Below are 13,676 nucleotides of genomic sequence, written 5' to 3' on the forward strand. Positions count from 1 at the left end.
AATGTTCTCCTAACCGATGCTCAGACTTTTGATGGATTTACGCTTACCATAAGCAATTTGTACCAGTGCACGCGTCACCAAAATAGCGGTAAACAGTGAGCTGACAATACCAATAGCTAGCGTAACCGCAAAGCCTTTAATCGGACCCGTACCAATCGCAAATAGGATAAACGCGACCAATAAGGTTGTGATGTTGGCATCAAAAATACTACTAAATGCCCGATCAAAACCTGCCACGATGGCAGATTTTGGCCGTACCCCATTGGCAATCTCTTCTCGTATCCGCTCAAAGATCAGTACGTTGGCATCAACCGCCATACCAATGGTCAAGACGATACCAGCAATACCAGGTAGCGTCAGTGACGAACCCAAAATTGACATAATCGCAATAATAATAATAACGTTCACCGCCAATGCCACGTTGGCAATCACACCAAATAGGCGATAGAAGATAATCATAAATACGAAGACTAATAAATAGCCGACCTGCGTAGAGAATAAGCCTTTATCAATGTTCTCTTGACCCAGCGATGGGCCAATGGTGCGTTCTTCTACAAAGTACATTGGTGCGGCAAGTGCACCTGAGCGCAGTAGTAGCGCAAGCTCAGCGGCCTCAGCTGTGCTATCAAGACCAGTAATACGGAATGATGAACCCAGTACTGCTTGAATATTGGCACGGTTAATGACCTTGGTTTCAGCATAAGGCGTACGTACTTCAGTTGTCTCACCAGTCGCTGGATCTTCTTCGTAAGTGATTCTTTGCTTGTTTTCAATGAACAATACAGCCATCTGCTTGCCGACAGCGGTGCGAGTGGCGTTTTGCATGAGCTTACCACCAGCACTGTCTAGCGTGATGCTCACTTCTGGCGAGCCGTTTTCGTCGACGCCTGTCTGTGCATTGGTCACTTTATCGCCCGTGACGATCGCTTGGCGATCTAGCAACACTGGTGGACCATCGAGTGTCTCAAATGGGAATGCTTCAGTACCTGCTGGAGGAATACCGCCTGTGTAGGTATCAGCGTCTTCTGCCACCATACGGAACTCAAGGTTGGCAGTACGTCCAAGGACACGTTTTGCTTCAGCAGTGTCTTGTACGCCTGGCAGCTCGACCACGATACGGCTAGAGCCTTGAGATTGTACCAATGCTTCAGTCACACCCAGCTCGGCAATACGGTTACGTAGCGTTGTTAAGTTTTGATTGACCGCGTAACTATTGATTTCGTCAAGCGTGGCATCGTTGTATGACAATACCAATGCAGGACCTTGGTTATCAATTGAAGATTGCAAGTTGAAGGTATTGCTCATCGAGCCTTGCAAAATGTTTTGCGCACGATTACGGGTATCTGTATCAGCAAAATGTAGTACAACGCCGCGGTCTTCGGTTTTTATACCTTTAATCGCCACTCGCTCAGCACGTAACTCGCGTCGCATATCACGACTGGCGCTGTTCAAGCGCTGTTCAAGCGCCTTGTCCATATCGACTTCTAGTACAAAACGTACACCACCGCGTAAATCAAGGCCAAGTTTCATCGGTCTGGCACCGATATCACGCAGCCACTGCGGGGTCGTTTGTGCTAAGTTGAGAGCGACCACATAGTCCTCACCCAAGTTTTGACGTAGTACTTCTTGCGCTTTTAGCTGATCGACTGGGTTGTTGAGACGTACCAGTGCACTGTTGCCCTCAAACGTACCATTATGATTCTCTAGACCTGCCTCTTCGAGTAAGCTTTGAGACTGGGTCAAGATACCTTCAGACAGTTGAGTCCCTGCTGCTGCGCTCGTAATCTGCACGGCAGGTTCGTCAGGGTATAAGTTAGGAGCAGCATATAGACCGGCAATGATGAGCACGACGGCAATAAGTAAGTATTTCCAAGCGGGATATTGCATAATCACTTCTTTAAGTTGATAAACGACTGGCGACGTGAGCCACAAGTTAGCAGATGGGAAGTTAGCGACAGCAATGGCTGACTGCTATATTTAGCAGGCTCCATTATTCATCAGGCTCCATTGCGATCATCCGCGGTGATAGTAAAACATAAAACAGTAAAGCAAATAATACAGACGTATCTTTATCGAGTCACCAAGAATATCATTGGTGAAACAGGCAAAGTCAATATATCTACAGGCTAGGCTAGCTTATATAACAGCCGTACCTTACTACCTTAATAGCGACTACCTTAATAGCGAAAAATGACCGTAAATGATATACGGTCATTATTTGGTCATTGCACCCAGTGGTGATACGACCATTAAATTACTACCGATAAAGCTCAGTAATAATTAAACGTTTTCGATTAAACGCTTTCGATTGTGCCAGCAGGCAATACTGAAATAACAGAAGCACGTTGCACTTTGACATCCGTGTTGTTATTTAAGCTCACAACTGCATAATCGCCTTCTATCGCTTTGATACGACCCATCAAACCACCAGCAAAGATGATTTCGTTGCCAACCGTCAATGCATTCACCATGGCACGGTGCTCTTTGGTACGCTTAGACTGCGGGCGAATGACCAAAAAGTAAAAAATGGCAAAAAAAGCAACAGGAAGTAAAATCTGACCGAATAGCGATCCAGCACCAGCGGCTTCTGGTGCAGCATGGGCAGCTTGAATAAATAAGCTCATAATGTCTCTCAGTGGTTCATAGATAATAATAAAATTAGACGCATAGTAACAAAAAATCCCAGACTTGGTAACTGTTAATCATAGGCTGAGCGTGTTTTTGTTGATGTAATGGCAGAGAATAAGCCGCCGGATAGCAGGATAATATTTTTGCTATATCAAATATATGATGCCAAAATGATCAATATCATATGCCATTGAGCCAAATAATATTGAGGCAATACCAAACAATAAAAGTCACCAAAAAATAAAAACTTAAAAATAGTGACTTATTGTGAAAAGATATCATCAATGCTACTATCAAATGGCAATGACTGCATGCATTTAGTATGCTATTTATCGAAGCACTATTTTAGCTTTGAGACGGTGTCTAAATCAGCATTGAGCCGTTATGACTATTGATCAGTAGATATCTGATATCACCTCGATAATGTATATGATTGGCTCGTTATATCATCTTCCTTTTTCTCTTTTTAGGTTACCCAACTTGTTCACCACTTTTATGTTTGTACCTCGTTTATGTCGTCCGCGTGCTCATCGTGAAGACGCATCTGCAGAGCCTCCCCCGAGAATGACGACTAGTTCTCGATTTGGTTATACCTTCTTTGCCGTGCTTTGTGCGTTGGCGCTGATGTTGCCGCATTCTGTGTGGGCGGCGGGCGCTGCATCGCCAACCGCCGTGGCAGCCGCACCAACTGCCCTAAACGTGGGACTATTGATATTTTTTGTTGTCCTCGCTATTGGTGTCTCTTTTGCCTGCTCGTTGGCTGAGTCTGTTTTGCTGAGCATGACGCCATCGTTTATTGCAGATGTACAAGAAACCAATCCCAAAAAAGCGGATATGCTAAAGAGCCTAAAGGTCGACAATATCGATCAATCACTGGCAGCTATCTTGACCTTGAATACCGTTGCTCACACGTTGGGTTCTATCGGAGCGGGTGCCCAAGCCACCATTGTATTTGGTAGCGCATGGTTTGGATTGTTCTCAGCCATTATGACACTGGCTATTTTGTTCCTGTCTGAGATTATTCCAAAAACACTAGGCACTGTCTATTGGCGTCAGCTAAGTGGTATGGTGGCGTACTTTGTCCGCGGTATCATTATGATTTTATACCCACTTATTTGGGTATCAGAGCGTTTGACGAAGTTATTAGTACGCGGTAAAGAACCGCAAACGTTCAGCCGTCGTGAGTTTGCAGCCCTTGCTAGCATCGGTGAAGAATCGGGTCAAATCGATCCACTAGAGTCGCGCATCATTCGCAATCTACTAGCATTCGGCGCGATCAAAGTTGAAGACATCATGACGCCGCGCTCAGTGATGCTCGCATTTGAAGAAAACAAAACAGTGGCTGAGTTATTGGTTGATCGTCCAAAGCTCACGTTTTCTCGATTGCCCATTTATGATGGTGATCTAGATAACATTACTGGTTTTGTTTTAAAAACTGACATGCTATTGGCAAAAGTCAACCATGCCACGCACAAGCCTTTGACGCAGTTCAAAAGAGACATCACGTTTGTATTCTCTAAAATGAAACTGTTTGATCTGTTGGAGCTTATGCTAAAAAATCGTATTCATATCGCAATTACCGTTGGCGAATATGGTGAAGTCAAAGGGTTGGTCACATTAGAAGATGTCTTTGAGACATTGTTAGGTCTTGAGATTGTCGATGAAATAGATCGCGTGGAAGATATGCAGGCATTGGCTCGACAAATGATGGACAGACGCGTAGAGCGTTTGGGTATGAAACTCAGTGATGATGAGCAGTATGAAGATAGCAATAGCGAAAACAAATTTTAGCGTTATCGATTGAGTGCTATTGCCATTCAAAGTTGTTGAAATCAGAGGATATAATAACCTTCGTTTCAAAGAACGGCTTTTGTGAGCATCCTGTGCTTTTATATTCGCAATAATTACACAGGGTGTCACATGCCTGTGAGAATTCAATGATAGGCTCGGCATATGATATGAGTATACTTACTATATAAGTACATCAACAACACAAATGATAAAAGAGCGTTGATCGTCACTACGGCGCAAACGAAAAAATATCGCTAAGGATTATCATGAAAAAATTATTGGGAAGTAGGCTTTTGGCTTTATTGGTAAAGGGCGCCAGCGTCACTGCGATATTAGCAGTCGCCAGCACCATTAGTATCAATGCGCAAGCCGCTACGATGACCGAAGCGTTAGTGCAAAACTACGCAGCAGCGATGAAGTCATCCGCAAATAGCAAGAGCATTAATCAGGTCGCTCGTCTGGTATCGGATGATGCATTGATCTCTTTATCTAGAAAGGGAAAATCGACTAGCCTAGACAAAGATGCGTATCTAAAGCTACTGCAAAACAGCTGGAATGATACGTCCAATTATCGCTACGATATCTCTGTAGATAACATTGTTATTACAGGAGATCAGGCAAAAGCCAATGTAACGACAAATGAGAGCTGGACGAAAGACGGTCAGCAAACATCATTTGTTACGACATCTCGTGTAACGCTGACGGTATCTACTGGTAACGCTGTATTATTACGTGCAGTATCACAAGTAGCTATTAACTAGATACTGGTCAATACAATCTATTAGATACTAATAAAAATGATTATTAGTGTCTTTTATATTAGGCTGGTCTTTACTTTACGTTGCATACTATACTATCTCTCAACTTTGTCTTATCACTTTCTGTCGTTAGGAAACTTCCAATATCATGTCTACTGTGCTATCAAAATCTCGCTCGTTTGTTGCGTTACCATTGACGCTTGCGGTATCAACTTTACTCATCAGTGCGTGTAGCAACACCTCAACAGTAAAAAATAAAGGTGCAACCAACAGCTCAGCTATCATTACCAAGCGTCCTGCTAATCAAGGGGCGACTACGAGCAGTGCAGATTACTCAACTGCGTTTTTGGATGCAGAGAGCTTGGATGAATTGGCAGATCTATTAGAAGCCACTGACATGACGATGGTAGAGGGCAACCAGCTTGCTATTCAGCAGTATGGTGATCTATGGAATCGTTTGCGTGCCGGCTACCGTATGAACGGTGGTAAGCCGATTTATAATCAGCGTATCGAAGGGCAAAAGAGTTGGTTTACCAGCAGACAAGACTATCTAAACCGTTTGACGGCGCGTGCCAGTCGCTACATTTACCATACGGTACGAGAGGCTGAGCGCCGCAACATTCCAACAGAGCTGGCGTTGTTACCAGTTATCGAAAGCTCGTATGATCCGAGTGGTACCAGTAGTGCAGCAGCGGCAGGCCTATGGCAGTTTATCCCAAGTACAGGTCGTATCTATGGTCTGAATCAGAGCAGCACCTATGATGGTCGCCGTGACGTTATCGAATCAACGCGCGCCGCTTACGACTTTTTGACCGCGCTACACAATCAGTTTGGTAGCTGGGAGCTGGCGCTAGCCGCCTACAACGCAGGACCTGGTCGTATCCAAAAAGCGATTGATGCCAATGCCGCACGTGGACTACCAACAGACTACTGGTCACTACAACTACCAACTGAAACCATGAATTATGTGCCGCGCTTTTTGGCAGTAGCCGAAATCGTGGCCAAGCCTGAACAGTATGGCGTATATCTACCAGCTATCGCTAACCGTCAGCATTTCCGTAGTGTGCCAGTCAACTATGGTGTGAGCTTATCTGAAGTATCACAGCTTACAGGCGTGAGTTATGATGAGTTAGAGCGACTCAACACGGCATTGACTTCAGGTCGTGTGGATTCCTCTGGTCCACAGCGCGTTATCATTCCTAACGATGTTAGCTTGAACGCTGATGCCAAACTGAGTCTATTGCGTGGTAATGGCACAAGCAATGTATTGGCTTTTAGCAATACAAGCACCCCAACTACAACGACACCAAGCTACAATAGCAAGCCATATACTTCATCGTCATTGCCCTCCAGCAGTAGCGCATTGGCTGATTATGCTGCCAGCGCAAGCGTACCTCAGCAAACAACGAGCTATATCTCACCGTCCGCTCAAACGACTAGCAGCTCTGTCTATAGTGGTAATGCCTCAGTACGTACTGAGCCGCCAATAACCAATGCAGAAACCAAAAAGATCAATGCTGAGCTCAAGAGCAGCAACAGTCTACCGACTACCTCAGCTCAGATTACTCAGAATAATACGATTGTCCAAGAGCCACCGCTTAGCAAAGAAGAGCGCGACTTCATTGCCCACCAAATCCGTAGCAATACCTCTGAGACCAACGTTATTAACGCGGATGGTAATATCAACCTATCAGCCGTACAGACGCAGCAGTCTATCTTAGAAGCAAGCGGTGAAGAGAAAAAGCTGAGCTTTGCTAAAACGTCAGTTAGTAAACCAAAACCACAAGGCACGCGTACCACTTATACGGTCAAACGTGGCGATACGCTATCGAATATCGCAACCCGTGCAGGGGTAAATTGGCGTGATATCGCAGAGTGGAACCAAATAGATGCTAGTGCCAACTTACTATCTGGCAGCACGTTGTATCTATACAATGCCAAAACTATCGAACCGCTAAGCGCTGCCAGTAACCCAGCCGCCAATCAGCCTGAGAGCTATGTTGTACAAGGTGGCGACACGCTTATTGGTACGGCCAACCGTTTTGGTTTATCGGTCACACAGCTTGCCAGCTACAATAATCTCAGTAGCCGTGCTGATCTGCTCAGAGGACAAAAGCTCTGGCTAGTACCTGGTAAGGTAAAAGCGCCCGCCACAACACCTGCGGCACCATCTACCAGACCAAGTAAATCAAGCACTGCGACTAAGAACTATAAAGTAAAACCGGGTGACGGTCTGATTGCATTAGCGCGTCAATTTAACATATCGACAGACACGTTAGCTAGCCTGAACGGTATCAATAGCACAAGCTCACTGTATGTGGGTCAAACACTAAAAGTACCTGCTAGTGTTAATTTCGATGCAGCAAGCACCACAAGCTCTAGTAGTGCTAGTAATACAAGATCAGTAGCGACTACCAGCTATAAAGTAAAATCAGGTGATACCTTGATCGGTATTGCAAATAGCTTGGGTGTTAGTGCAGCAGAGATCGCTGCTGTAAACAGTAACTTTGATGCAAGAGCGCGCCTGCAACGTGGGCAAACGATTAAAGTACCGGTTTCAAAAGAGTTAGTTGATCGCCAACTAAATGATAAAGCCGTCAGCTATAAAGTAAAATCTGGTGATACGCTAACCGGTGTCGCCAAACGCTATAATATCGGCTTGAGCGATTTAGCTTCAGCGAATAACCTGAGCACGACGTCTAACTTGATATTAGGTCGTACTATTACTATTCCTGCGGGTGGTAGCGTGGCAAGCTCTTCGGCTTCTAATAGTAGTCAAAGCAACAGTAATCAAAGCAGTAGCAGTCAGAGTAGTAGCAGCGGTAAAAAGCTAGGAAATACTGAAAATTACAAAGTCAAATCTGGCGATGGCTTGATTGCCTTAGCTCGCCAGTTTGGTATCTCTGTAGAGGATTTGGCAGCGACCAATGACTTGGCAACAAATGCCCAGCTACAGCGTGGACAGACCCTAAAAGTGCCAAAAGCGACGGTGAGCTACACGGTTGGCTCAGGCGATAGCTTGATTGGTTTAGCTCGTAAATATGGTGTATCAACCCAAGAATTGGCTGAGATGAATAATATCGCTGCTGATACTATGTTGCAACGTGGTCAGCGTCTGACGGTACCCAATCGTTAAGCAATAACGTATTATCGAATGATGTATATATAAATATCGCCCACTTAAATGGTAACGCATAAAAAAGCTGCTCTATATAAGAGCAGCTTTTTTTACGTAAAAATTAGGTATCTTAAGATATCCGATATCCGATATCTAATGGAGTCTATTAACTAGACAGTTTGAGTTTTGATAGACTCAAGATAACTTCTGATGTTGCTGACATAGTGCATTGCTTGGCCATAACGGCTGTTTGATGCTTTATTGTCCGCCAAGTACGCATAAACGTTCGCCCAGCTCTTGTCGTCAATGCCTTGGGCGCGCAGTTTACGCTGAATGCTTTTCACCGCATTTGGACCCATGTTGTAAGCAGCAAGGGCAAACCAGACGCGATCAGTCTTGGGTACATCCGCGAACTCATCTTTCATTTGCTCTAGATAACGAGCACCGCCGCCGATACTTTGATAAGGATCAACGCGATCTGACACGCCCATAGCCTTCGCAGTGTTATTGGTCAGCATCATAAGGCCGCGTACGCCAGTCGGAGATACCGCATTGGCATCAAGATGTGACTCTTGATAACCCATAGCAACCAACAATTCCCAATCATGATTGTAATTGCGCGCTTGCTCTTCAAACGAAGACTGATAATCAGGCAGTTTTTCTGTCAGTGTTTTTTGGAAATGATCCTGACTATAAGCGTCTTTTAGCAAATTCTGATTGTAGAACGCCGCTAGTTTCTGTGTGTTTTTTAGCTTGATGCTATCGCACAAGAAGTAACTGGCTTTTTTGGACAGTGGATCATTAGGTGAGCTGAACGTCCAACTGACTTTTGGATGCAGACCGTTTTTAGTCAAGCTTGAGTCGTAGCCACAGCTAACATTAATAGATGATAGATTGAGCTGGCTTTTTAGTTTGGTACTAGCCGTGGTCAACGCCATATCAGCGTCACCTGATCTCAAGGCTTTGAGTGCAGCCTCTTCATTGGCATAGGCTTTTAGATTGATATCCACACCGAGCTCGTCTGCATAGGTGCGCACGAGATCAAAACCAAAGCCATGTTGGAAGCCATCAGTGGCAAAATAAGTACTATCACCTGGGACAGCGGCAATGGTCAAAGTGTTTTGCAGCATGACATTGGCATAGGCTGATACCTTTGTATTCATTGTCGTTAGGCTCTGTGCAGGCAAAGAGAGCAGAGCGATACTGGATACTTGTGCCAGCTTCTTGGTTCTGGCAAAACGACCCGACGCAGTAGGGGTAGATGAAACGATGTTACTTCTGGTGTTAAGTAGGCGTTTAGATGGACGTAGTAAATGAGAAATACGACGTTTGGCACCTTGCGCAGATCCTTTGACACGATAAGTAATACGTTGCATGGATGTCTCCTGATTTTAGCCATCCTTCTTACCGCAAAAACGCGTAAAAATACATGCACATCATTTGGCATGTATCAATACAGCATTTCAGACGACATCATACTTTTGAATAAAATAAGTATCAGTCATCCTGCTTGATTATAGCGCCACTAGCATGCTCTCTCTAAGAGTTAGCGATGTGGATTTGTGGGTCAGCCCGCTATCGAGGTGTTACTCATATGCTTAAAGTAAAAGCATAAAACAGTCGTTTCAAAATCTGGACGCACGACTACGCGAAGGATGTAAATCAGATGATTCCTTCATCGATAACGCAATATGGCTAATGGCCAAACAACTATATATCAAACATAGGTAAGGTCATGAGTAAGTTATTGAGACAACGACATCAAGCAAAGCGGTAAGGTAATGATTGACCATTGATACCAATATATTCATCTGCTTTGGTAATGCTAACTTTAATAACTAACGACACCTTGAGCGGTTAGTAGTAAGGTGGCTAGCTGCTAAAGTTAATTGTCCAGCAATGAGGGTAAGCAGCTCAACCATATTTGATAGCTTATAAAATATGCTATCAAAAAGGTGGTGCACAACTGTCATCGCGACACTAAAAATAAAAACACGATATAAATCAAATATCGAGTGTATACATCGTGTTTTAACTGGCGACGTTCAAAAATTTCATTGCTCATAGAGCATAATAAAGTTTCAGATAACCGCCAGCATTATTTTAGCGCCATAACCGGAAGCTGTAATAATGGGAAGTTTCATGACAAAACGTTCTTTCTTACAGGTAGTAATATGCGGATATCACTTGCATTATTCAAGTAGAGTTAAGAAAAAAGCGATAAAACTTAACAATTGCGATATAAACGGTTAAATTTAGCCATGTTATACGCGTGCTGGTCACAAACTTATCAATGACTCTTTCGATAACTGCCAAAATTGCGCCTATAACTGCTACTTATTCAGCCCATTACTTTTGTCCTAATCATTGCTATGTTATTGGTGATACATTGGCAATACTAAGCTGGATTTTCAATATCAATAAAGGTGACTGGCAGTCCATATTCTTGGGCGACTATCTCTCCTAACGCTTGAATACCACCGCGCTCTGTTGCGTGATGACCACAAGCAAAGTAATCGATACCCAGCTCACGAGCGATATGCGTGGTACGCTCAGAGATTTCACCAGAGATATAGGCGTCACAGCCCATTATGGCAGCCTGTTCGATCATATCTTGGGCGCCGCCTGTACAGATGCCGACACGTTTGATCACTCTCTCACTATTGGCAGTCGTTTTCGCATTATTATCAGAGTGATGTTCATAATTAGACGAAATATGTAGTGGGGTACGACCGAGCGCTTGGGTAATCTTTGCGATCAGGCTATCAGCACTCTGCGGTGTACAAGTGGCGATATTACCAACAGGGTGTGATTCGTTGGGGTAGAGTGCGCCAGTAATGGTCATATCTAGTACGTCCGCCAGTTTGGCATTGTTACCAATCACGGGGTGCGCATCAAGCGGTAAATGATAGCCAATCATAGAGATACCATGTTGCATCAATTTGCGGATACGTCGACCTTTCAGACCTGTGATAGGCGCAGGCTCGCCTTTCCAAAAGTAGCCATGATGCACCATAATCGCATCGGCATTGTCAGCGATAGCCGCATCAATGAGCGCCTCGCACGCCGTCACCCCTGTGACGATACGTTGTATTGGACGACCGCCATCTACTTGTAGGCCATTTGGCGCGTAGTCTTTGAAGGCACTGGCAGATAGATACTCGTCACAAAATTGCGTCAATGATTCTGCGCTGATGCTGTTGGTCGAAGGTTCAGTAGTCATGTTTTGGCTCATTAGGTTTCCTTATTGTTATTGCCTTGCAGTAACGCAGTATTATTCAAATATAGTGCTTCAAAAAAGTTGTTTGAAGCCAAAGACTCATAAAAGATAAATGATTGATCATTATCTATCGCAAATATCTGATAGCGATGATTTTAACATGGCACTGTAAAAGAGTAGACAAGATGGATAACTGAAATGGTACACGATACGTTACTATTTCACGGCATTGCGGTTATAATTTATACATGTGAGTCTGCCTAGCTCTGGCTATTAATTGCCTAATCAAGCAATTACCTAGTCAAGCCATGATGGTTGAATAATCCAAGCCATGATGGTTGAATAATCGCAGTCTTCTCACCTTATTTCCCACTGCCCGTCTGCATTACATTTATAGAGGTTCTATATGTCGTCATCCCAGAACACCAATAACACCCGTAACAAGGTTTCTTTATTAAAATGGTTGCCTTGGGTCTTATTGCTGCTAGTGTTAGTAGCGTTTATCTGGTTGTTCACGAGTATGAAGTCATCATCGGAGGCCACGTGGGAGCCGCCGAGAACCCCGCCAGCCGAGCAGCAAGCGTCAGAGCCAGTAGCAGACACACCAGCGCCCATCTCTTCTTATCATAATGCAGTTGCGCGTGCGTCACAGTCGGTTGTCAATATCTACACCACACAAACGATGACCGAGCATCCTTATATGGATGATCCTGTACTGCGCCGGTTTTTTGAATATCATGGTGGCCCATCACAAGAGCAGGGCAGTACCAACTTAGGCTCTGGTGTGATCGTATCAGAAGACGGTTATATCGTGACCAATGCGCATGTCATCGAAAAAGCGGATGAGATCACGGTTGCGTTCAATGATGGTCGTAAGAGCCGCGCCAAAATCATCGGTACAGACCCTGATAGTGATCTAGCCGTGATTAAGGTCGATATGACAGGATTGACACCGCTTGGTTTTCGCGAAGATCCGATACGTGTAGGCGATTTGGCATTGGCAATTGGTAATCCATTTGGGGTTGGTCAGACGGTAACCCAAGGGATTATCTCAGCGACTGGACGTACTGGACTGGGCGTCAATAAGTTTGAAGACTTTATCCAGACGGATGCGGCGATCAATCCAGGTAACTCAGGTGGTGCTCTGGTTGATGCTCGTGGTGAGCTAGTCGGTATCAATACGGTGATCTTCTCGCGCTCTGGTGGCTCGATGGGTATTGGCTTTGCGATTCCTACATCATTGGTCGAGCAAGTGATGAATGCGCTGATCAAAGATGGTCGCGTCAGTCGTGGTTGGCTCGGTATCGAAATTCAGTCACAGCTACGTGACCCAACGCAGCTAGAGACGTCAACTGGCGTGGAAGTGCTAAACGTCATCGAAGGCAGTCCTGCTGCCAAGAGTGGTTTGCGCGTTGGCGATATCATCCTAACCATCGATGGTGTCGAGATGACCGATGCCAATACCTTGATCCAATATGTCGCTCGTAAGCCACCAACGACAGAGCTGAATGCACAAATATTGCGCCAAGGCAAAAACGCTCAAGTAAAAATAATGCTAGAAGAGCGTCCAGTACAAGAGCCCATCGAGCGTCCTGTCGTACTACAGGGTGAGAGTATGGATGGGATGGGTGGCAGTATCCAAGGTGATGAGCAAGCACCGATGATGTCAGAGGCAGAGCGTGATCGCATGCGCGAAGAGCTAATGAAACTGTTTGAGCAAGACTCTTTAACACAATAAAGTGTATTGCTAAATTACACAAAAAAGCGCGCTCCTTATCTAAAGGAGCGCGCTTTTTTATTGAGTTAAATTTTATCAAAGCATAAAAGCTAATGTTCAGGCCAGTCTTTAGTCCTCACTATACTGCTAAGGCTTTTCAATCAGCTCATGGTTGATATAGATGACACCCCGTACGCGGCAACAGCAGGGTAGGATTTCATCGTCCTCAATCATCGCAAGCGGGTTAAATGGATAATCGACCGTATGCGAGCTAGCAATACGCTTGACTCGGCAGCTACCACAGTAGCCCTCGCGGCATTGATAGTTGACATCGTGTCCGGTGCGTAGCAATCCATCTAGTAGACTTTCGTCATCATGTAGATAGAACTGCTTTTTACTGGTCATTACCCAAGTCATCGCTCATCCTATTGGGATATCTGTGCT

At 44.8% G+C, this 13,676-nt stretch carries 9 protein-coding genes; 4 read left to right on the plus strand and 5 right to left on the minus strand.

Annotated features, from left to right (window positions below; translation table 11 throughout):
* Positions 1 to 9: 9 nt before the first annotated feature.
* Positions 10 to 1,887 (minus strand): protein translocase subunit SecD, encoded by a 1,878-nt coding sequence (gene secD, locus CUR83_RS05915; protein ID WP_093070946.1) that lies wholly within the window; start codon positions 1,885 to 1,887, stop codon positions 10 to 12.
* A gap of 407 nt (positions 1,888 to 2,294) precedes the next feature.
* The gene (yajC, locus tag CUR83_RS05920) at positions 2,295 to 2,624 is read right to left on the minus strand and encodes a preprotein translocase subunit YajC (RefSeq protein ID WP_071001390.1); all 330 of its coding nucleotides are present in this window, start codon (positions 2,622 to 2,624) and stop codon (positions 2,295 to 2,297) included.
* Between the two features lie 499 nt (positions 2,625 to 3,123).
* On the opposite strand from yajC, the gene CUR83_RS05925 reads away from it, so the two are divergent.
* The 3 genes from CUR83_RS05925 (at position 3,124) to CUR83_RS05935 (ending at position 8,313) form a co-directional block, all read left to right on the plus strand.
* Positions 3,124 to 4,419, plus strand: a complete 1,296-nt coding sequence (locus CUR83_RS05925) for a CNNM domain-containing protein (RefSeq protein WP_083328794.1) — start codon at positions 3,124 to 3,126, stop codon at positions 4,417 to 4,419.
* 266 nt (positions 4,420 to 4,685) lie between these two features.
* Positions 4,686 to 5,180 (plus strand): nuclear transport factor 2 family protein, encoded by a 495-nt coding sequence (locus CUR83_RS05930; RefSeq protein WP_071001391.1) that lies wholly within the window; start codon positions 4,686 to 4,688, stop codon positions 5,178 to 5,180.
* A 145-nt stretch (positions 5,181 to 5,325) separates the two neighbouring features.
* Positions 5,326 to 8,313: a LysM peptidoglycan-binding domain-containing protein gene (locus tag CUR83_RS05935; protein ID WP_284719285.1), complete on the plus strand. Its 2,988-nt coding sequence runs from the start codon at positions 5,326 to 5,328 to the stop codon at positions 8,311 to 8,313.
* Between the two features lie 152 nt (positions 8,314 to 8,465).
* On the opposite strand, the gene CUR83_RS05940 is transcribed toward CUR83_RS05935, so the two are convergent.
* Both CUR83_RS05940 and CUR83_RS05945 read right to left on the minus strand, forming a co-directional pair.
* Entirely contained in the window at positions 8,466 to 9,671 is a 1,206-nt protein-coding gene (locus CUR83_RS05940; protein WP_284719286.1) for an MltF family protein, read from the minus strand.
* Between the two features lie 1,022 nt (positions 9,672 to 10,693).
* Positions 10,694 to 11,530 carry a Nif3-like dinuclear metal center hexameric protein gene (locus CUR83_RS05945; protein WP_284719287.1) on the minus strand — a complete coding sequence of 279 codons (837 nt, stop codon included), beginning with the start codon at positions 11,528 to 11,530 and terminating at the stop codon, positions 10,694 to 10,696.
* Positions 11,531 to 11,921: 391 nt separating this feature from the next.
* Between CUR83_RS05945 and CUR83_RS05950 the strand changes: the two genes are divergently transcribed.
* Positions 11,922 to 13,253: a S1C family serine protease gene (locus CUR83_RS05950; RefSeq protein ID WP_284719288.1), complete on the plus strand. Its 1,332-nt coding sequence runs from the start codon at positions 11,922 to 11,924 to the stop codon at positions 13,251 to 13,253.
* A gap of 126 nt (positions 13,254 to 13,379) precedes the next feature.
* Here the strand turns inward: CUR83_RS05950 and yfaE are convergent, their stop codons facing one another.
* Positions 13,380 to 13,649, minus strand: coding sequence for a class I ribonucleotide reductase maintenance protein YfaE (gene yfaE, locus CUR83_RS05955; protein WP_212563634.1), 270 nt, complete (start codon positions 13,647 to 13,649; stop codon positions 13,380 to 13,382).
* Positions 13,650 to 13,676 lie beyond the last annotated feature (27 nt).

Source organism: Psychrobacter pocilloporae, from assembly GCF_029872915.1.
Taxonomy (GTDB): domain Bacteria; phylum Pseudomonadota; class Gammaproteobacteria; order Pseudomonadales; family Moraxellaceae; genus Psychrobacter; species Psychrobacter pacificensis.